Raw genomic sequence first — 22,291 nt, 5'->3', positions numbered from 1 at the left:
GCAAAATAGAAGCCGCCGCTAATGTTCATGGCCTTCTGTGTTGCTTAGCGCCGCATTGATGAAAAATGCACCAGCGACTACCACCTTTGCATCGCCGCTGAATTGGGTAACAGGTGTTATTGAAGTGTATCCCAGTTCGGATACGCCCTTAGCTACTTCCACTTTTTTAAATCGCTGCGTTACTTTGTCAGTGGCGTCTGAACCATCTTGCAAAACAAAAAGATAGTATTTGCCGTCCGCTTCCACGATGGCATCATTGGGAACTGCAGGAGCTATCTCGTCGGCTATACTTATTAAAGCGGTGATATTCATTCCATCAATTAATCCTGTTTTTTTACCGACGACCGTACAATGAACCGCCACCGTTTTACTTTCGTTTTCAAACGAGGATCCAATGTTAAAAACCTTAGCCGTATAGGTGAACTGCGGATTATTAGTAAGCGTAAAATAAACAGTTTGTCCTACTGAAATATGGGGCAAGTCTTTTTCAAAAACCTGAAGATCGAGATGGAGCAAGCTGTTGTCAACAATCTCGGCTACGGGTGCAGACACATCGACGTAGCTGCCAATCTTCGCTAGCTCTTTACTCACCGTTCCGCTAATCGGACTCGTAACCTGCAAAGCAGTTCTCAAGTTGCTGACTGCAACCCGGTCCGGATTAATTCCCATCATGCGTATTTGCTGACGCAAAGAAGCCTTTCTGGCCTTTAAAGAACGCAGGTCGGCAGTGGCACTTTGCAGGTTTTTTAACGCGCCCGCATTTCCTTCATTCAGCATGCGTTGTCGTTGCACCTCCTGCTCCGCCAGCGCAATTCGGCTGTCAGCCTCAAGGTAATCCTCCTGTAACCTAACAAAATCGGGATTTTCAATTGTAGCTATCACCTGGCCACGCCTTACATGGTTGCCCAGTTGCACATTTAAGGTTTTCACAACGCCGCCAAACGAAGATGTCGCGTTTGCCTTTCTATTATTGGGCACGCGCAGCTCTCCGTTGACCTTAATGGTAGCGGTTAAATTTTTTTGCTCAATTACCCCCAACCGAATACCGGCTGCCTTTATTTGCTCAGGTGTCAGAGAAGCAATATTTGATGACTGCTCATGAACAGGTTTTTTCGCCGAATCTGTTATATCCCTATTTTTTTCATCCGCATGGCCATGCGTGTCCCCTTCTGTTTTTGATTCATTGCAGCCAACTAATAGTATGGCAATTACAATTAGCCATTTTATTTGCATGTTCATATTTTAAGATTATTGGTTAGAATAGTAATAGTATTGAATAGCTGACTGGTTAAACGCATTCAACGCCTCCAGATAATTTTGCCTGATACCGATAGCCTGACTCAGGAACTGACTTAGGTCAGCAAAACTCGACGCCCCTGCTCTATAACCCAATGTCGCTGCGCTGATTATTTCATCTGCCTGACGAAGGCCGGACGTTTCATAAAAATCAAGCAAGGCCTGATTCTTTTCCATAGCTGCCAGGCTTGATTTTTTTTGCATTTGCATTATCTGAGATTGATAGGCCAGGCTGCGCTCCTCCACTTGCTGCTCGGCTTCCATAGCTTTCACCTTATTGCGGTTAGCGCTAGCGCCAAAAAGCGGGAACGCAGCCGTTACCGAAAATCCGGTAAAAGGATTTTGAGCGCCCCACAATCGTTGCGTGAAAAACCTGCCGGAAAAATCAGGCTTATTTTCGTTTTTAGCAACAGCTACATTCGCTTCGGCAATGCGCACTTGTTGTTCTTGTAAATGCAGTAAAGGATGTTCTGCTACCCCGGCAGTCGCGCTGCCCAACTTTTCCAACGGCCGCGCAACGGGCAACGGCGGCGTATTCTGGTTGAGCAACATCATTAGTTGCTGTTGCTCCATGTTCATCTCTTTAATATTCTGTTTTATTAATGCCTGAACTTCTTTTAATTTGACTGCTGCCGCGACTCGATCCAATTTCGGCACATCTCCGGCTTTTAACCGAAGGTCGCTGGCCACAAACATAGCATCGTATATGCTATCCAGCTTGCGCAACAGTCGTTGCCTATCCTGTAAATACCAAAGCTGGTAATACGCCATTCTTACCTCTCTTTTTATCGTTGCGTTGAGCGACGCAGTAGTTAGCTCGGCATATCGCAACTGCTCAGTAAAATATTTGCGGCGCGCGGTATATAAACCCGGCCAGGAAATGGTTTGCGATAACCCGACTTTTAAAACACCAGAAGGATCCGCTGGCCGTAAATCTTCATTCTCTGCAAACAAACCTGTTTTCGGTATTTCGGCCGCAGTTTTTACGTTCAGCGATGCTGCCCTTACTTCCGCGGCATTCACGTCGTACTGAAGATTATTTGCCAGGGCAGTTGTGATAGCGCTATCAATTGTGATGCGTTGCTGCGCTATGGCAGTATTCATCAAAAAAGCGCCTGCTAAGATCAGCATCGTTTTCTCTTTTATTTTAAGTCTGCTCATTTTCAACTTCATTTTTGAATTAAAAACAATATATAGCAACGGAAGCACGAACAGGGTAAGCAGTGTAGCAGTTATAAGTCCGCCAATCACTACTGTGGCCAAGGGTTTTTGAACTTCGGCGCCGGCGCTGGTGCTGATAGCCATGGGCAGGAAACCCAGCGAAGCGACGGTGGCCGTCATCAAAACCGGGCGTAGACGCGCTGTCGTCCCTTGCCGGACACGCTGCAACAAATCCGCTACACCCTCTTTCTTAAGCTGATTAAACGTGCCGATTAAAACGATACCGTTCAAAACTGCAACGCCAAAAAGTGCAATAAATCCAATTCCCGCACTGATACTAAAAGGCATCCCTCTTAAAATCAATGCTAAAACGCCACCGATGGCGCTCATAGGAATGGCCATGAAAATAAGGATAGCCTGCCCGACAGAATGAAAGGTGAAGTAGAGCAACGTGAAAATAAGCAGCAGCGAAACCGGGACAGCGATCATTAATCTTGCGCTGGCTTTCTGCAGGTTTTCAAATTGCCCGCCATAAGTAAAATAGTACCCCGTAGGTAGCTTTACCTTCCTGGCGAGCTTTTCTTGAATGTCAGACACCACGCTCTGCACATCACGATCGGCCACATTAAATCCGATAACAATTCTACGCTTGCCTGCCTCACGACTGATTTGGGCTGGCCCCAGTTTGTAATCAACACGAGCAACCTGCGACAAAGGGATCTGGACGCCGCTTGAGGTAGGAATGATCAGATTATTGACATCCTCAATGCTACTGCGATGGGCGCTGTCGAGCCGCACTACCAGGTCAAATCTTCTTTCATTTTCAAACACGACGCCGGCGCTTCTTCCGGCAAAGGCAGTATTGACAATATCATTCACATCCCTGACCGTTAATCCGTAGTTCGCCATCCTTGTGCGGTCGTAGGTAACATTGATCTGAGGCAGCCCGGTTACGCGCTCAATTTGAGGAGGGGTAGCTCCTTCAACCGTTTTAATCACTTCTCCCACTTTTTCGGCATAGGCTGCCAGCGAATCGAGATTTTCGCCAAAAATCTTCACGGCAACATCCTGTCTTACGCCGGTCATCAATTCGTTAAACCGCATTTGAATCGGTTGATTCTTCTCAAAAAAAACGCCCGGAATCACCTGGAGTTTTGCCAAAATATCGTTAGCCAGTGATTCATAAGTCCTTCCGGATTTCCATTCCTTTTGGGGCTTCAAAACGATCATCAAATCGGAAGCCTCCGGCGGCATTGGATCGGTTGGAACCTCTGCTGCACCGGTCTTACCTACTACCATTTTCACTTCATCAAATGTTTTGACGATACGCGACGCCTGCATGGACGTTTCAATACTTTGCCGTAGCGAACTCCCTTGCGGAAGAATGCAATGAAACGCATAATCACCCTCCTGGAGCTGCGGTATAAACTCACCGCCCATTCCTCTAAACAATAGCACTGTGACAGCAAAAAGCAGAAGTGTGGCGCCGATAACCCAATATCTAAACCGTATAGCCCGCTGCAACCAAGGTTGGTAAAAATGCTGTAGCCGATCCATCAGCTTTTCGCTCAGGCTTTTTTTGACGCTTACCCTTTTGGGTAAAAACAACGCGCACATCATTGGAATATAGGTGAGCGATAATATCAATGCGCCGAATATTGCAAAGCCCACCGTTTGCGCCATCGGCCTGAACATTTTTCCTTCCACGCCAACCAGCGTGAGAATAGGAATGTACACGATCAGAATGATAATTTCACCGAATGCCGCACTGGTTCTTATTTTAGATGCAGCATCAAACACCTCCTGATCCATTTCTTGCTGCGTCAGCTTTTTGGTAACCTTTCGCAGCCCCAAATGATGCATGGTAGCTTCTACAACGATCACGGCGCCGTCCACGATCAAGCCAAAATCAATTGCGCCCAAACTCATCAAATTTGCACTCACACCAAAAACATGCATCATGCCCAGCGCAAAAAGCATTGCCAGCGGAATCGCGGATGCCACGACGAGGCCGGCCCTCATATTTCCAAGAAATAATACTAAGACAAAAATGACAATCAATGCTCCCTCAATTAAATTCTTCTCCACAGTTCGAATAGCGCGACCCACCAAATCAGTGCGATCGAGATAAGGCTCTATAACAATATCATCAGGCAGCGAGCTTTTTATAGTCGGCATCTTTTCTTTGATGCGTTTGACTACCTCATTGCTATTTTGTCCTTTCAACATCATCACCACGCCACCGACGGCATCAACCTCGCCATTATAGGTAAGCGCGCCATAGCGCACCGCATGGCCAAAGCGAACCTCGGCTACATCTTTTATAAAAACGGGAACGGAGCCAGTTGTTTTGATTGCTATATTTTGCACATCCTCCAAACTGGTAATTAATCCTATGCCTCGTATAAAATAGGCGTTGGGTTTTTTATCGATATAGGCTCCTCCGGTGTTCTGATTATTTTTTTCAAGGGCAGTAAATATTTCGGGAATACTCACGCCCATGGCTTTTAACCGGTCAGGATTAACGGCCACCTCGTACTGCTTCAGTTCTCCCCCAAAGCTGTTAACCTCGGCGATCCCGGGCGTACCATAAAGTTGTCGCGCCACAACCCAGTCTTGCATCGTGCGTAAATCTTTAGCGCTGTATTTTTTTTCGCTCCCCTTTTTGGGATGAATAATGTATTGATAAACTTCGCCCAGCCCCGTACTTACCGGAGCTAACTCGGGCGCGCCTACGCCGTCCGGAATTTCTCGTGAAGCTTCCTTGAGGCTTTCAGAAATGAGTTGCCGTGCAAAATAAATATCGACATCTTCCTTAAAAACCACTGTTATTACCGAAAGTCCGAATCTTGAAATACTGCGTATTTCTTCGATGCGCGGGATGTTGGCGATACGCTGTTCTACGGGAAAAGTAACCAGTTGTTCCACTTCCTGCCCTGCCAGGGTGGGGCAAGTAGTAAAAATCTGCACTTGATTATTCGTAATATCCGGCACCGCGTCAACAGAAAGCCTGGCAGCACTCCATATACCCCAAACGACGAGCAACAAGGTCATTATGGCTATGATAATTTTGTTCTTTATACTGAAAAGAATGATTCGATCTAACATGGTGGAACTTTTGCATAATAAATCAGGCCATGGTGCGCTTTTCGCTACAGGAAAATGCACGCATCATTTGCCGGGACCATTTTGAGGTCCGGTTTTCTAAAACATTTGAATTAAGATGCGAAATGGCGGGGCGGTTGCCAAATATTGCCAACATAGGGATCCAGTACAAAATCAGCTCTCAGGGCCGGCTGATCATGCGCGCACTCGGGCGGAAGGACTTTAAAGTCTAAGCTGCGAAAATGATAGGTTGCGATGGATATACTACAACAGCTGCAGTGGCAGAAAGGTGTACAGTTGTCGTCTTTATCCTGACTGTGGCGGTGCGGGCTTGCCTGAGCTGTGGAGTTGGTGTTGTCACAGCGATTGCTTTGGTCACTGCAAGGCAGCGTCAAAAGCGCCGAAAGATAACATAAGAGTATAAACGCTACCGCTCTCATTATAAAAACAAAACTATATTTTTTTTAATGCAATCAAATTGCAAAGTTGCCACAGCGGAGTTTACCATTATTTTTCAACCTGCGTAAGACAATATTTACAAATACCTTTTGCGGTAATTTTAATTTCGTCAATGCGATAGCTGACCGCAGCATCTTTAACAATGGCCGGATTGACTTCGCAAGTGGTTTGCTTACATTTTTTACAATAAAAATGAAGGTGCTGATCCTTATGGCTGTTTTCATCACAATCATGGGCGCACAATAGATAACGGCCAACCTGGTCGTCCTGGATTCGATGTACAACTCCTTTTTCCTCGAAAGTCTTTAGCGTCCGGTAAAGCGTCACCTTATCCGCCTGATAAAAATGCCTTTCCATCTCTGCGAGAGATCGGGCAGCTATTTGGCTTTTTAGAAACTCATACACAAGAATCCTCATGCTGGTTGGCCGAATATTTTTACTTTTCAACATTCGTTCCGTTGTTATGTTCATATTTTTCGCTCCAAATTAAAATTAGCAAACTATATCTTTTAGCGGTCGCTGCTCAGCCGCCCGCAGCATGGCTTCAAGCCAGCCAGATGCAAAATCACCTTTTACCTACCAATAGGAACGTTAAGCAACAGTAAACAAATTTGTAGTGTATTGAAGCAATTTTTGGAGGCGCAGCGCTTAAAAAAAATCAGCAAGCTTTAGGAGGTTGCCAAATAGCATTCGCCGTTTTTTCGTAGAAAGAGCAGGCATAGTAAGTATGTTGCTTCGATTGAGCCAACACTGCCATCCCCAATTCTGGCAGGAGCGCATGATGAGAAAACGAAATAGAACAGCACGAACAAGAACATAAAGGGGTGCAATGTTCGGTGTGATGGGCTTGCTGATGGTTGGTTGACTGCGCGGAAACGCTTGGTTGCATACGAGTATCCTCATGATCGCCGCAAGGCAATAAAGCAATTACAATCAGCCAAACACTAAGGATTAAAGCAAAAAACTTCATGATGTTCAAGTAGTGCAAATGTATGACGAAAATCTAATATAGCTTTAAAAGCCTTCTGCCCGAGACAGCTGGAGGCGGCAGATTTAGCTGCACCAGTGGTTAACGCTGGTACAGTAATTGTTAGTTTGATCAGCAGGCTTTCTGCGCACCGTTTTAAGCCATACGCGTTGACCCATGTGATTAATTAAAGATATTCAAACATTATTTTTTACCCTCAAAACCATTTGTTATGCCCAAACAAAAAACATCCTCGACCCCGAAAAACGCCAAACTCGACAATCTTTCGCCCAACCTAAGCGACGCCTCTGATAAAGCAATGACAACGGACCAGGGAGTCAAAATAAACGATGACCACAATTCGTTAAGAAGCGGTGATCGCGGCGCCACGCTGATGGAAGACTTTATCTTCAGGGAAAAGATGACGCACTTTGATCACGAACGGATTCCAGAGCGGATTGTACACGCACGCGGTTCGGGGGCACACGGCGTTTTCAAACTTCACACTTCGTTGGCTCCGTACACAAAAGCAGGCTTTTTAACGGATACCAACCGCGAAACGCCCGTTTTTGTTCGCTTCTCGACTGTCGTGGGCTCCAGGGGTTCTACCGATTTGGCCCGGGATGTGAGAGGTTTTGCCGTTAAATTTTACACACCGGAGGGAAATTTTGATTTGGTGGGTAATAATATACCCGTATTTTTTATCCAGGACGCCATGAAATTTCCTGATCTCATTCATGCGGCGAAACCCGAACCCGACAACGAGATGCCCCAGGCGGCAACAGCCCACGACACGCTCTGGGATTTTATCTCATTGATGCCGGAAAGCACCCATATGATTATGTGGGCCATGAGCGACCGTGCGATCCCGCGCAGCTTGAGAATGATGGAAGGCTTTGGCATCCACACTTTTCGCCTCATCGACGAAAAAGGAAAAAGTACTTTTGTAAAATTCCATTGGAAACCTTCGTTAGGCGTGCATTCAGTAGCATGGGATGAGGCTCAAAAGATCTCCGGAAAGGATCCTGATTTTCACCGGAAAGATCTGTGGGAAGCTATCGAACAGGGCAATTTTCCTCAATGGGAATTGGGCGTACAGTTGGTACCCGAAAAAGATGAGCATAAATTTGACTTCGACCTCCTCGACGCCACCAAAATCATTCCCGAAGAACTGGTGCCGGTCATGCCTGTTGGAACTTTGACGTTGAATAAAAATCCTGACAATTTTTTTGCCGAAACCGAACAGGTCGCTTTTCACCCCGGTCATATTGTTCCGGGAATTGACTTCACGAACGACCCTTTATTACAAGGCCGCCTTTTTTCTTATACCGACACCCAGCTATCAAGGCTTGGCGGGCCCAATTTTCATGAAATTCCTATTAATCGTCCCGTGGTTCCCGTTTACAACAACCAGCGGGATGCGCACATGCGAATGCAAATCGACCGGGGAAAAGCCAGTTACTCGCCCAACAGCATTGGAGGCGGCTGCCCTTATCTTGCAAAAATGGCAGAAGGCGGATTTACCAGTTACCAGGAAAAAATTGATGGACGTAAAATCAGGGGCCGAAGCCCAAGTTTTCTGGATCATTTTAGCCAGGCCATCCTTTTTTATAATAGTCAAAGCGAGCCAGAGCGCCAACATATAAAAGATGCCTTCAGTTTCGAATTATCCAAATGTACTATGCCGTCTATCCGGGAGCGCATGCTTCGCAACCTGTCTAATGTAGATCTGGAGCTGGCGGCTTATGTAGCTTCCAAATTGGGCCTGCCCCAACCCACTAAAGCGATGCCGGTAGAGAACGGTGCTATTCCCGCAGATGGAAATCTTAAAGATTATCAACCTGTAAAGAAGAAACCTATGATAGAAAAATCGGCAGCGCTGAGTATGGCGAATACCGTCAAAAACTCAATCATAAGCAGAAAAATTGCTGTGTTAGCCACGGATGGCGTAGCTGGTAAAGAAATAAAAAAGCTAAAAAAACTTTTAAAAGATCAAGGTGCATCAATGAAGGTGATCGGACCGCGCCTGGGACAGCTCAAAAGTTTGGACGGCCAGCCGATCGAGGTGGATATGACTTTTTTCAACACCTCCTCTGTTTTGCACGACGCCGTATATGTACCAGGCGATTCAGACCACGCGACAGCACTTTTGCAAGAACCGGAAGCGATTCATTTTGTGAATGAGCAATACAGGCATTGCAAAGCCATCGGCGGGTCCGCCGACGCTCAAAGTTTTTTCACAGAAACCTATGTCACCGACGGGCCTGGTGTAAGCCTTGACGGAAAACCACAAGAATTTATAAACAATGTGGCGCAGCATAGATTTTGGGAAAGAGAAATGGAACGAAAAGTGCCTGCCTAGTAAGCATACTATATCTTCTTTTAAAGTAGCGTTGATCGCTACTTTTTTTATAGCCCTCTACATTGATTTTTTAATACTTAAGACAGCCTCGCGCTCTGAGGCGAAACCCAAGGGTATAAAAGTTTTACCTTCGGCTTTATTGTAATTGATGAAGAAGTCCTCAAGCTCGCTGAGCAGTTTTGTTGAAATATTTTCATGGGAAGGCCAAGTGGCCACCGGCGCAAACAAATAGCGATCGTTGCGGATCTTTTCCCCCTTTGCATCAATTTGGTCGGCCTGAATTGAGCCCAGTAAATAACAATCGACTTGGCAACCCACAAATGTGTTAAGGTCAGAAATGATTAAAGCATCTAAGGGATCGCCATCCTGCCCCTTTGTATCAGGAATAAAACCAAAGTCAAAAGGAAAACTCATTCCCCAAGGGAGCACTTTTTTTAGATAAAAGCATTTTTTACGAGGATCATAATTGAATTTTTCGCGGTGGCCTCGGGGCGTTTCTACGATAATGTTGGTTTGATACATAGTAAGAATTTAAGTCTGCACTTTGATTTAATCAATTCAATATAATCGAAAGCAACGATCTCCGGGGCGGGCTCAGCAGCTCAACATTTCAGCATGGCGGTTACTCTTTTAAAGGCCGGCTTCGCGATCAAATGCCACGGTCCATTCAATACCGAATTTATCTCTGAACATTCCGAAATAGGAGTCGCCGCCATTACTTTCAGGAATAACTTCCACCTTTCCGCCGGCGGAAAGCCCGTCAAATAAAGCCTTGGCCTCCGCGAAGCTGGTTGCACTAATTGCAATCTTCGACCGGTTTTCATTTTCATTAACCCGGCCCATACTTTGCGGCACGTCATTGCCAATCAAAATGTTGTTGCCAATCGGTAAAGCGATGTACATCAATTTATCGGCCTCACCTTCGGCCACCGGATAATCCGAAGCGTCGATTTCGCTGAAGCGGACAATTTTTGTAAAGTCGCCGCCGAATACTGATTTGTAAAATGCAAATGCGGCGGCTGCGTTGCCATTAAAATTAATGTGCGGATTGATAACTGCCATATCTTTTTGGATTTTAATTATTGCGTAAATGTATCACCTCATTCGGATATAAAACAGTATATACATGTCAAAAAAGGGGTATAATGCGACAAGCACCGCTTCAAAAAGCACCATGGCGCTGAGGTATCTAAACAACCTGCTTTTCATTGTAAACATTTGAAGATCCTATCAACCTTCGTATTTGTGATATTCTGTAACTATTAAATAGTATCCATCCGGATCGCGCAATGAAAATTCTCTTTTGGTTGAATTGGAGTTGACAGCAATTTCCTTTTCTACAGGATAATTCATGTCCCGCAGCTTATGCCTAATTTCATCCAAACTATCCGTCTTATAATAGAGGATCAAACCGTTGCCCGACGCACCATCCAGGCTCTTCATCGTCGGATGATCGTGCTCACCCCATTTGTGCAGACAAATAAGGACTTCTCCGCCGCTATCCACCAGCACAGAAAACTCATCCCCTCCATGAGTTCTTTGACAGCCGAAAATGCGCTGATACCAAATCGAACTTTGGTTAACGTCTTTTACAGCGATAATGGGATCGATCTTCGTCATATTGATTAGAATTTGAGTTCGGCTCCGACATTGGCTAAACGGGCTAATACAAAAACGGAATCAGCATTCTTGCATTTTCCGCATAGCTATCGTATTGCGCTCCGTACTTTACTTTAAGATAGTGGTCGAGTTTTGGTGCATTATAAAACGCAAAAAGACAAAACAAAAGCACCGGAATGATGCCCGCATACCAGTTTCGCGTGATTACTGCATACGCTGTTACCCATAACAAGTCTCCAAAGTAATTGATATGGCGGGAATATTTAAAAAAACCACCGGTGTAGAGTTTGCCTTTGTTTTCGGGTAACCTTTTCCAACGATGCCGCAGCAGCTCTCCCCCGGTGTTTAGAACTGATCCAAAAATAAATAATACAATGGCGAAAATGTCGAGGCCGTCAACGGCTTTTTGGGTGGGCAGCACTAATATTGAAAAACCCACATAATAGACTGCAAATGCTAAAGGCACACTAAAACTTTCTTCCCAGGGGATTCTTCTTTGAAGCAGCACGATCATCATAAAGCCCAAACGAAGGAACACGACAATATTGAAAATAAAAATGATCATTCTTCGACCCTTTTGTACGCCTGCATTATCAATATGTAAAAAATTTTCTACCCAAGCGCCACCTTCCTGGAAGAGTATCCGATACGATAGCCACAGAAGCAAGATTTCAAGCAAATGAATGATTAATTTTTGTGGAACGCTTTTGCTTTTCTTTCCGTATAAGTCCATGTAAACAGGTTTAGGGGATTAGAACGGCGCTGCATGTCAAAAGGATTCACGCCAGAGCATCGTAAGCGAGTAGGCTCACTTTGCTAACTTACAAAAAATTATTTAGGAATTATTATGGTCTTAATCTGCCTTTTTTACGACTTTTAATGGAATGCGTAAGTCAGTGTAACGCCATAAGTCTGAGGATCTCCCAGGACTGCTACATAGTGGCCGGCATTTCCGCCGGCAGGCAACAATTGCTCGAAGTAGTTTTTGTTCAAAACATTTCGTCCCCATCCAAACACAGAAAATCCTTTAGACGCCCTAAATCCCAAACGCAGGTTAAGGATTCCGTAACCGGGAACGTTTAAAAATGCCGACGGTGTGGGGCTGGAGGAAAAGCCAGAGCGAGCGAAAAAATCAAATGCCACAAAAAATTGGTTGGCTCTTCCAAACAATGCAGATGCCGTGGCATATTCGCCACCTACCGATCCCGACCACCGGGATATACCAGGCAGTCCTTCTCCGGAAATATCTTTAAAAGCGACTTGTATCCCATCACTATTAGTCGCTCCGGTCTCTTCCAGCGGCAAAGGTGCATTGCTAAATTTCACATAGATACCCCGCGCATAACTCAATGCGCCTGAAAAACTAAAATGCTGGTTGAGCGTATATTGTGCGTCAGCTTCGATGCCTGATACGCGAACTTTATCTGCGTTCGCAATGTAGCCGCGGTTGACACCGAGTTCTGCCGATTGAACATTGGTCTGATAGTTTTTAATATCAGATCTGTAAAAAGCCAGGTTGATGGATAAATTGGTGGTGAAACGGGTCTTAACGCCCCATTCATAATGATAAGTGGCCTCGGGAAGGATGACTGCCAAATTGGTTGCCGCAGCACCATTTATGCTGGGTACGCCCGATACGTTCACGCCAACAGGTTTATAGCTCGTAGAAAAAGTAGCGTAGGTATTGACTTTTGAAGAAGGCTGATACGCCATTGTTAGCTGATAAGTAAAGTTGCTCTCGTACGCATCGGCATGGTAGGACTGATCGGTATAAACAGTATTTTTCAACGCCCGTAAAAATGCTGAATCGGGCCGGCCTGAAAGATCTAAGCCACCATAGGTATTACGGGCATAGGCAACTATTTTTTCATCATAATTATAACGGGCGCCGGGCTGTATATGAAAACCTTTCCAGGGCTCCCAATCTATATTTAAAAACATGGCGGCACTTTGAGACACAATAGAAGCGTCTGTCGTGATGCCATAGCCGGTCAATAGACCTTCTGTTTCCCATAAAGAGCTGTTACTGTTTTTTGAAAAACGCCATTGGTCTTTCCCTGCCTCTTCTGTGCCATTGGTTGTTACCTGTTGCCTCAGGTAAAATAATCCCACCACAGCATTGATGTTGCTCGCCATAGCGCCTGCATACCTGAGCTCCTGAGACAAACTTTTATGTTGAGAAGGATTTTGAGATTTGGCAAGCGCCTGAAGGCCCGTAAAATCCCTATCGTTAGAGGGATTCCAGTTCCAATATCGCCAGGCCGTCGTAGCGGTAAGCATACCATTTCCGATTTTTTTATCAACATTAAAAGATAAACCTCCAATTTCATTTCCTGAATTCCAGGGCGTATCATGATCAATAATTCTCATGAAAGCATCCGGCCTACCTGTTTTATCGAGATTTGGTAATTTGTAATTCAAGTCTGAGATAATAGCATCGAACTGTCTGTAGTCAGCTCTTTTGGTTGTAACAACACCAGCGACAACCTGCGCATAACCGTCCGGCTTTTGCCGGTTATATTCCCCCGACAATGTCATCGAAGTTCTATCAGAAACCCGAAACAGCAACTGGCTGCGCAAACCCAAATTATTTAAATCATTAGTCCATTTATCAGTCGTTATATTTTTTATTATACCGTCCCGCTGCGTTCCTGAAAAAGATAAGCGTGCAGCTAATCTTCTGGAAAGCGGACCTGTAACCGAGGCCTTCGCCTGAATAAAACCATAATTTCCATAACTCACTTCAAGGTTCCCGCCAGGAGCAAACCGCGGCTTACGGGTTGTAATACTGATTGCTCCCGAAGTTGTATTCTTTCCGAAAAGTGTGCCCTGCGGCCCTCTTAGCACTTCGATTCGCTCCACGTCAATAAAATCCAGTGTTGCTATGGCAGGTCGGGCATAATACACGCCATCTACATAATAGCCGACTCCGGGATCTAACCCATCATTAGTCAGTCCAAATGGAGCCCCTAGTCCGCGGATATTGATACCCGTATTCCTGGGATTGGAGGTATACATTTGAAGAGAAGGAACCATTTCCTTCACTCTTGTGATGTTGAATGCACCCGCTTGATCTATTTGTTTTCCTCCCACTACTGACAGGGCGATCGGTACGTTCTGCGACCTTTCATTTCTTCTACGGGACGTGACTACAACTGTATCGGTTTTATATAACAGTTGCAGCTTAACAAAAATAGTGTCCTCCGTATTTCGCACGGCAATATGACGGGTTTCGAAACCCACGGCAGAAACTGAAATATTAAAAGGCAACCTTGGTACCGGAAATAATCTAAAGAGGCCTGATGAATCCGTGGTTGTACCCTGGGTTGTTCCTCTTAACATGACGGTGACGGCAGGTAGCGCCGTACTGTTTTCATCTACGACGCGTCCGACGACCTGAGCTGCGGATGGTCTAAAGAAAAGGGCAGAAAACAGTAAAGCAAATAACAATTGGTTGAGTTGTTTCATGTTCTTTAAAAATTTGAATAATTAGTCAAATGAGTAAGTCCGGATATAATTAGTCTATAATTTTAGTAGACTAATTAGGCAAAAAAATTTCCTTTAACAACAGTCTTTTTTGCAGGGAGCAGCAAACGGGAAACGGATATGTAGTGTAGAGCGCATAAAATTGACAATAAGGAGCAAATATAGGAGATTGCTATTAGTCTACAAATTTAATAGACTAAAATATATTTGATGATTATGCTGTGCTTAAACGTCTCGAAAGTGTATCAGTCATGACCTGCTAAGTCACATTTCGCATTGAGAGTGCACACAGAATACCACCTCCCTTTCATCATCCAATTTTACCGATTAACAAAAGTTATAAAAAATATTTAAAAAGTAATTGACTTTTTGCTCAAAGATGTTTACATTTACTTAACATTTAAACGGCCCCAAAATCCGAGGAAAACGATTCGCTCTAATTAGAAATCAATTTGAGGTTCCTGCTTAATTGCCCCGACCGAAAGAGAAAACTAAACCATTCTTTTCTCAACACAATAAATAAAAGTCAACCCTTTACTCAACCCCAATCTCAACATCAAAAACAACAAGTATGAAGAAAACAATGCAGAAGATGCTGCTTCTTTGGCTGATGAGTTGCGTTTCCGTAGCCTCATGGGCGCAGCAAAAAACCGTAACCGGCACGGTTACCAATGAAGAGGGAGCGCCTGTTGCTGCGGCCTCCTTTACCGTCAGGGGAACGTCCAACGGTGGCGTTACCGACGAAGATGGCAAGTTCTCAGTCACCGTTTCTGACGATAATGCGGTGCTTGAGTTCAGTGCAATCGGCTATCAGAATACAGAAATAACCGTTGGCAGAAGCAATACGCTCTCCGTGGTGCTAACAAAAGCGGATGCGACAGGAATGGACGAAGTAGTCGTAACCGCCCTGGGTATTAAAAGGGATAAAAAAGCACTCGGATATGCAGTAACTTCTTTAAAGGGAGAAGACCTTGTAAAAGCCGGCAATACGATGAACCCATTAACATCGCTGTACGGCCAGGCAGCCGGTGTGGGCATCTCCGTTGGTTCGGCCGGCCCCACGGGTGGCGTAAACATTAAAATACGCGGCTCGGCGGGTTTACAGGTTGACACCAAAACGAGGCCGCTGATCGTAGTCGACGGGGTGCCAATTTATGATGAAGAATCGAACATGGCCAGTCGCGGTTTCGACCCATTAAACTCTTTTGATTATGGCTCAGGGATCAATGATATCAACGGGGAGGATATAGAAAGTATAGAAATCCTGAAAGGCGCAAAAGCTTCAGTGCTTTACGGCAGCAGGGCGGGTAACGGCGTTATTATGATTACCACCAAAAAAGGTAAAAATACCCGCGGCCTCGGCATCAACTTTTCTTATCAAAACACGTTCGAAAAGCCCGTAAGTTTTATTGAATGGCAAAATGAATTTGGCACGGGAACTTCGGTATATGATACCATCTATGGCACTAACAGGCTTGGTCAGCGAGTTAGGGTACTGAATAACGGACGCCAACAGTTTGGCCCGGCATTCGACAATTCGCCAATCATGAATTACGACAGTAGTATGACGACTTACAAAGGCTATCCTAATAACTGGATCGACCTTTTCCAAACCACCAACACTGATGTTTACTCAGTAGCTATTGCCGGCGCCAACGAAAAAGGCAATATGCGTTTGGGGTACACACGTAAAGATTATAAAGGCCAGCTCGATAATTTCTTTCAGAAAAGCAATACTATAAGTTTTAATGGCCAAATGCAGGCGTCGGATCTTGCTACTTTCGAACTGAATGCAAATTTATTCAATGTTGTAACACAAAACCGTTACCCCAATTTACAGCGGCTTGTTTCTTATGGTTTTAACCGCGATATCGATTATCAGGGTTTAGCCTATGTTTTCCGCGACTCGCTGGGCCAGCAATACAGGGAGAATCCGCTGGGACTGCCGGTGTCTATGTCAGATGCAACCGGGTACACGCAGATCTTGTGGGAACAGAACGCTAATCGTAATATTGATAACAAAACCCACTTTGTCGGCGCCTTTAAGGTGAACCTGAAATTTACGCCGTGGTTATCTTTTACGGGAAGTGCGGGCACCGATTATACCGACTGGAACTTTACGACAATGAATGCGGTTACAAGAAAGGTTCCCACAGTTCAGGGCGGCTCCTACGCCGTGCGTAATACCAATACTACGGTAATGAACTATAACGGGTTTCTTAATGTAACCAAAGATATAGCAGACTTTGACATCTTTGCCTTTGTAGGAGCAGAATATAGCAAAACCTCGCAAAGAGGGATATCGCGCAATACAGTAGGCGGCCTGCTCTACCCCGACTGGTATTCTATCAACGCTTCGCGTAATATTTCTGGAAATTTCAGCGAGGCGGGCAGCGCCAATCGCAGTTCACAGGTTTTATACAGTGTGCTCGGATCTGCTTCCATAGGTTATAAGAATACATACTATGCTGAATTCAGTGCTAGAAACGACTGGTCGTCTCTTTTAGAGCCGGGTAAAAATTCCTACTTCTATCCGGGCGCTTCGCTGACATGGAATTTTAACCAGACATTTGAAATACCCAAACTTAGATATGGTAAACTGCGGTTTTCATGGGCCGATGTAGGCCGGGGCGCCCCTTCGCCCTATTTTGCTTATAACGCGCCAACACCAGGAACAGCGGGCACTTCACAAGTACCTACTATTTATGCGCCGGGTTCTGTTTTCCCGATAGAAGGGATCAGGCCTGAGCGGAACAGGGAATTTGAAACCGGTTTTGAAACACGATGGTTTGAGAAAACACCTCTGGAAATTGATTTCTCCTTCTACACGGGCAACACTTATGATCAAATCATGGCGCTCGGCATCAGCAATGCGACCGGATGGCCTAACACAAAGATCAATGCCGGTAATGTAAAAAAATGGGGATATGAATTATTCGCCAAGTTTACGCCAATTCTCAACGATGATTGGAAATGGGATGTGTATGTAAACGCAGCCAACCAGCGTTCAAAAGTCGTTAAACTGTATCCAGGTATTACAAGCTATTCGATCACCGGCGGGCTTTCTTACGCAATCATGGCAGATGAAGGCAAGCCGATCGGCGAGGTGCGGGCTATCGATTATTTGAGAGATCCCAATGGCAATAAAATTGTCAGCAGCACCGGTACTTATACATCCGATCCCTCCAAACTGGTGAACGTCGCCAATATCAACCCCAAATTTTTAGGCGGCTTCGGCACTGACCTGGCTTATAAAAATATCAGTTTGCGCGCCGGCCTAGATTATAAATTCGGCGGCACCTATCTTTCCTATTCCAATTATTACTTATTAGGCAACGGATCAGTAGAACAAACACTCCAATATAGAGACGAAGCCCGGGGCGGCTTAGCTTATTATATCGACGCTTCTGGAAAAAGGATTCCATGGCAGCACAACCAGGCGGCTCCTGCCGGCGCACAGGGCGGTAGAGTTTATCATGACGGCGTTATTCAACCGGGTGTAAAAGAAGTAGTCGACGGCGCTGGCAATAAAACTTACGTGCCGAATGATATCATTATTAATGCAGCTACTTACTATGGCCAGTTTATACATGATGTGGGCGAGTGGTTTCAACCCGACTATTTCGTAAAAAATGACTACATCAAATTCAGAGAACTTTCATTGATGTACACGTTACCCAAATCCATTGTATCTAAGATTAAACTACAAAAATTATCTGTTTCATTAATTGCCAGGAATTTGTTTTACCTGTACAGGACCATTCCTCATTTAGATCCGGAGTCGGCGCTGGGAAGCAATCAATTTGTTGAATATTCGCCCTATCCGCAAATGAGGAGCTATGGTTTCAAGATTGATGTAAGCTTTTAATTCAAACATCCAAAAATTTAGATAATGAAAAAGATATTTTATACTGTAGCCGTTCTCATAACCGCTTTTGTTATAACCGGCTGCCAAAAAACGCTGGAAGAAGAATTTCGAAATCCCGAACTTCCGGCCGATCCACCCGCAGGCAACTTATTTGCAGGACAGTTCACCGGTTTGCTCTACCAATGGAAATTATATATTAAAGATTACGGTGAATATTGGCACGAGAACGGCGGAAACGGAATTGGCCAGTATGCGCAAATTAACCACCGGTATATTACCAACCGCTATGCCTGGTATCAAAACTATAACGACCTGACAAATGGCCAGGGCTTTTATTCCACTTCTGCGCAGGATGGCAACTCGGGCGCTATCACGCAGTTCAATGATCATTACACACGCATGAAGGAATGGGCGGTCATGCGCGACAACATTGACCAGCTTCCCCAACAAGAGCAGGCCGACAACCGGATATTCTATCAGCTGGCGACTATTTTCAAAGATGTTTGGTCTTTGCGTTGTGTTGACTTATTCAATAAAATCCCTTACTTCGATGCTTATAAGGCAACGCAAAATGTGTTCTTTCCAAAATATGATGATCCTGCCGAAATCTATAAAGCGGTATTAAACAACTTTAAAGAGATAGCTTCGAGTTTGCCCACTACTTATAATGCCATGTCGGCTGATGCAAAAGCGCTTTTTACACGCCATGATATTGCCTTCAACGGAGACGCCGCGAAATGGGTAAAATATATCAATGCAATCCGCCTACAGTATGCCGTGAAACTGGCTGGTGTTGATCAGGCGACAGCAACACCCCATATTCAGGAAGCCCTGTTAGATTTACCGACAACCGACCTGTCTTTCTCCACATATACTACAGACAATGGCGGCGGCGGCGGCACCTGGTTGAGAGGCGTTTTTGAAAGAAGCTTTGTGCATTTTATTCCCGAGGTAATAATGAGAAATATTAATTTCGGCGACAGCACCTACAATCCGGGCATTGACGATCCGCGGCTACCCGTTTTAGCGATCCCCACCAGATTTGGTGATTATAAAGGCGTTAGCATGAACACGGACTCCAACGCACGGTATTACAGTGACCCCAACCAGCGGTACTATGTTGGATATGACAACCTGGACGCAGCCCTTGCGCAAAACGGAAAATCCATTTATAACCACGCCACCTTTGCTATGAATGCGCCAAACTTCCCGGCAGTGATGATTACCCTAGCTGAAATCGACTTGCTAAAAGCAGAGGTTGCGCTTAAAACCTACGGCAACACAGGTAAAGCGGCTGGCGATCATATCCGGGACGCGGTGGTCAATTCGTGCAACTGGTGGTACATGATCAATGGGCGCAATGCGGCTTACCGGCCCGACCGGCCTGTAGTTCATCCTGTAAAGTCCGATGCTGATATCAGCACTTACGCGGACGTGGTGAGAGCAAAATTCAACGCCGCCACAGGTACTGAAAATAAGATGGAAGTATTGATGCTACAGAAATATGTACACCTGAATATCTCCAATACTTACGAGTTGTTTGCAGAGCTTCGAAGAACCCGCCACCCGCGGCTCGACCCATTTGTTTATAATAACGGGGCGAAGATGAAGCCAACACCCGAACGCCTCAGATACCCGGCTTCTGAGCTGCAACTTAACCAGGAAGAATATTTGAAAGTAGCTGCTGAAAGCAATTATACCGATCCTATTTTTTGGGTGCCTCAAGACAAGAGAAACGTTCCTTATTATTCTGAATAACAAACATTTTAAAACTTTAAATCCCTGTTGTTAATTAACAGGGATTTTTTTATTTTGATCCCCCAAAGCGTGGGAAATAGCTGAAAGGCTTCAAATCAAACAAATACTAGTCCGGAGAATTTACTAAAATATTAAAATGATGAAATTGTTTTTACGTGTCCTATTTTTCCAGATTTCCATATTCGTCGTGAGCGCCACTGAGGCCCAGCAGCAAGGCATCCACCCAGCTTCCACGCAATATGAATGGCCCACAGATCCGCTGGTTAAACAAAAGCTTGATCAATGGCAGGATCAGAAATTTGGAATGATTATACATTGGGGGCTTTATGCCGTTCCGGGCATTATTGAGTCCTGGTCTTTATGTTCGGAAGATTGGATACGGCGCGACAGCAACTCTTATTACGGCGATTATAAGAAATGGTACTGGGGCCTGAAAAAAGATTTCAATCCTGTAAACTTTAATCCGGAACAGTGGGCGAAAGCGGCTAAGACAGCGGGCATGAAATACCTCGTCTTTACTACAAAACACCATGACGGATTTTGCATGTTTGACACAAAACAAACCGATTTTAAGATTACCGACGGGCCGTTTAAAAATCATCCAAAAGCCAATGTGGCTAAGTATATCTTCGATGCGTTTCGCCAACAGGGCATGATGATCGGCGCCTATTTTTCAAAACCCGACTGGCATAGCGAAAACTATTGGTGGCCCGTGTACGCCACACCTAATCGCAATAATAATTATGATATCAGAAAATATCCCTGGCGGTGGGAAGCTTTTAAAAAATATACTTATAACCAGATCAGCGAGCTGATGCACGACTACGGCCGCATGGATATGCTTTGGCTGGACGGCGGTTGGGTAAGGCCCCGTGAAACGGTGAACGAGGAAGTGTTGAGCTGGGGAGCTCCGATTCCTGAATGGAGCCAGGATATTGACATGCCTAAAATCGCCCGTATGGCGCGCCAGGCACAGCCAGGCCTGCTGATCATTGACAGAACCGTGCATGGCGCTTACGAAAATTATCAAACGCCGGAACAGCGCATTCCCGACAAGAAGATTGACAACCCATGGGAAAGTTGCATGACCTTAGGAGGCGCCTGGGGTTATGTCCCCAACGAAAAATTTAAACCGGCAGCAACCGTAATCGCTCGCCTCATCGAAATTGTAGCCAAAGGCGGCAGTTTGCTATTAGGCGTAGGACCCAGTGCGGACGGCACTTTACAACAGCCCATCATCGACCGGCTGGCCGAAATTGGCCAATGGATGGATGCCAATGGCGAAGCTATTTATAATACCCGAACGACCGCCATTTACCGGGATGGCTCAACGTTTTTTACGGTCGCTAAAGGAGGTAAGAAAATGTATGCACTAATCCCCGTCGCTGAGGGGACCACTGCGCCTTCAACAGTAACATGGAGCGGAAACATACCGGCCAAAGGCTCTAAAATAACCCTGCTACAAACAGGAAAACAACTTAAATGGTCTGTAAAAGAAGGAAAAGTAAATGTGCAGCTACCGCAGCATCTGAAGACAGCTGCAGTTGCTTTATCCTTTTCTGTAAAATAATTATCTCAAAAAGAGTTTATGGCGCATCGAGCGATCGCCAGAGATAGCGGCAGGCATAGGTTCTGTACGGCGACCATTGATCGGCGATACGACTCATCTTTTCGCAGAGCTCCCTTGTGTTAGCATACTCCAGTTGATAAAGCTTAACGATGGCTTTTTGTAAACCGAGGTCACCGGTGGAAAATACATCCGGCCTTGCGAGCGTAAACATCAAAAGCATTTCCACTGTCCATTGCCCTACTCCTTTTATCTGCGTCAGGAGGGCGAGTATTTCTTCATTACTTAATGTATAAATTTTCGCATCGGTCAATTTATGCTCGAGGAAAAAAGTGCATACGTTTTTTATATATACGGCTTTAGCGTTGGAAAGCCCGATACCTCTTAGTGCTTCGTGCGGCACACCTAAGATATCGGCAGGTTTGGGATGTTTGGCTTTAAATAAATTAAGAAATCGTTGGTAAATAACAGCCGCAACTTTTGTACTAAGTTGCTGGCCCATAATTGATGCGCAGAGTTGCAGGCAAACATGTTTCTTTTGCTCAATAATATAAACGCCCTGTTGTTTTATCAGGGCCTTCATCACTTTGTCTTTGTTTAAATGCTTTCGGTAGGGCACGCTTCGAGGTTAAAACTAAATGC

General features: G+C 45.1%; 15 protein-coding genes. 4 read left to right on the top strand and 11 right to left on the bottom strand.

Features of this window, described 5'->3' with window-relative positions; translation table 11 throughout:
- Positions 1–18: 18 nt before the first annotated feature.
- From ABDK00_RS06510 to ABDK00_RS06490, 5 genes are all read right to left on the bottom strand, one after another.
- Positions 19–1,239 carry an efflux RND transporter periplasmic adaptor subunit gene (locus ABDK00_RS06510; protein ID WP_346239347.1) on the bottom strand — a complete coding sequence of 407 codons (1,221 nt, stop codon included), beginning with the start codon at positions 1,237–1,239 and terminating at the stop codon, positions 19–21.
- 9 nt (positions 1,240–1,248) lie between these two features.
- Positions 1,249–5,565 (bottom strand): CusA/CzcA family heavy metal efflux RND transporter, encoded by a 4,317-nt coding sequence (locus ABDK00_RS06505; protein ID WP_346239346.1) that lies wholly within the window; start codon positions 5,563–5,565, stop codon positions 1,249–1,251.
- A 110-nt stretch (positions 5,566–5,675) separates the two neighbouring features.
- Positions 5,676–6,002 carry a DUF6660 family protein gene (locus tag ABDK00_RS06500; protein ID WP_425474802.1) on the bottom strand — a complete coding sequence of 109 codons (327 nt, stop codon included), beginning with the start codon at positions 6,000–6,002 and terminating at the stop codon, positions 5,676–5,678.
- Positions 6,003–6,069: 67 nt separating this feature from the next.
- Entirely contained in the window at positions 6,070–6,492 is a 423-nt protein-coding gene (locus tag ABDK00_RS06495; RefSeq protein WP_346239345.1) for a Fur family transcriptional regulator, read from the bottom strand.
- A gap of 187 nt (positions 6,493–6,679) precedes the next feature.
- Positions 6,680–6,991 carry a DUF6660 family protein gene (locus tag ABDK00_RS06490; protein WP_425474801.1) on the bottom strand — a complete coding sequence of 104 codons (312 nt, stop codon included), beginning with the start codon at positions 6,989–6,991 and terminating at the stop codon, positions 6,680–6,682.
- A 229-nt stretch (positions 6,992–7,220) separates the two neighbouring features.
- Between ABDK00_RS06490 and ABDK00_RS06485 the strand changes: the two genes are divergently transcribed.
- Positions 7,221–9,350, top strand: a complete 2,130-nt coding sequence (locus ABDK00_RS06485) for a catalase (protein WP_346239344.1) — start codon at positions 7,221–7,223, stop codon at positions 9,348–9,350.
- A gap of 57 nt (positions 9,351–9,407) precedes the next feature.
- Here the strand turns inward: ABDK00_RS06485 and ABDK00_RS06480 are convergent, their stop codons facing one another.
- From ABDK00_RS06480 to ABDK00_RS06460, 5 genes are all read right to left on the bottom strand, one after another.
- Positions 9,408–9,872 (bottom strand): inorganic diphosphatase, encoded by a 465-nt coding sequence (locus tag ABDK00_RS06480; protein ID WP_346239343.1) that lies wholly within the window; start codon positions 9,870–9,872, stop codon positions 9,408–9,410.
- A gap of 108 nt (positions 9,873–9,980) precedes the next feature.
- Positions 9,981–10,412, bottom strand: a complete 432-nt coding sequence (locus ABDK00_RS06475) for a VOC family protein (RefSeq protein ID WP_346239342.1) — start codon at positions 10,410–10,412, stop codon at positions 9,981–9,983.
- A gap of 168 nt (positions 10,413–10,580) precedes the next feature.
- Complete coding sequence (locus ABDK00_RS06470) at positions 10,581–10,970, bottom strand: VOC family protein (RefSeq protein ID WP_346239341.1); 390 nt, start codon at positions 10,968–10,970, stop codon at positions 10,581–10,583.
- Between the two features lie 43 nt (positions 10,971–11,013).
- Complete coding sequence (locus tag ABDK00_RS06465) at positions 11,014–11,703, bottom strand: methyltransferase family protein (protein ID WP_346239340.1); 690 nt, start codon at positions 11,701–11,703, stop codon at positions 11,014–11,016.
- A gap of 143 nt (positions 11,704–11,846) precedes the next feature.
- The gene (locus tag ABDK00_RS06460; protein WP_346239339.1) at positions 11,847–14,438 is read right to left on the bottom strand and encodes a TonB-dependent receptor; all 2,592 of its coding nucleotides are present in this window, start codon (positions 14,436–14,438) and stop codon (positions 11,847–11,849) included.
- A 589-nt stretch (positions 14,439–15,027) separates the two neighbouring features.
- On the opposite strand from ABDK00_RS06460, the gene ABDK00_RS06455 reads away from it, so the two are divergent.
- From ABDK00_RS06455 to ABDK00_RS06445, 3 genes are all read left to right on the top strand, one after another.
- Positions 15,028–18,324: a SusC/RagA family TonB-linked outer membrane protein gene (locus ABDK00_RS06455; RefSeq protein WP_346239338.1), complete on the top strand. Its 3,297-nt coding sequence runs from the start codon at positions 15,028–15,030 to the stop codon at positions 18,322–18,324.
- A gap of 24 nt (positions 18,325–18,348) precedes the next feature.
- A complete protein-coding gene (locus ABDK00_RS06450; protein ID WP_346239337.1) occupies positions 18,349–20,082 on the top strand; it encodes a SusD/RagB family nutrient-binding outer membrane lipoprotein in 1,734 nt (577 codons plus the stop codon).
- A 136-nt stretch (positions 20,083–20,218) separates the two neighbouring features.
- Positions 20,219–21,652 (top strand): alpha-L-fucosidase, encoded by a 1,434-nt coding sequence (locus ABDK00_RS06445; RefSeq protein WP_346239336.1) that lies wholly within the window; start codon positions 20,219–20,221, stop codon positions 21,650–21,652.
- A 16-nt stretch (positions 21,653–21,668) separates the two neighbouring features.
- Here ABDK00_RS06445 and ABDK00_RS06440 read toward each other — a convergent pair whose 3' ends face one another.
- Entirely contained in the window at positions 21,669–22,268 is a 600-nt protein-coding gene (locus ABDK00_RS06440; protein ID WP_346239335.1) for a DNA-3-methyladenine glycosylase 2 family protein, read from the bottom strand.
- Positions 22,269–22,291: the final 23 nt, after the last annotated feature.

Origin of the sequence: Niabella insulisoli, assembly GCF_039652435.2 — a bacterium.
GTDB classification, from domain to species: domain Bacteria; phylum Bacteroidota; class Bacteroidia; order Chitinophagales; family Chitinophagaceae; genus Niabella; species Niabella insulamsoli.
Note: the sequence above shows the minus strand (reverse complement) of the source record. Positions and strands in the feature narration are given on the sequence as shown.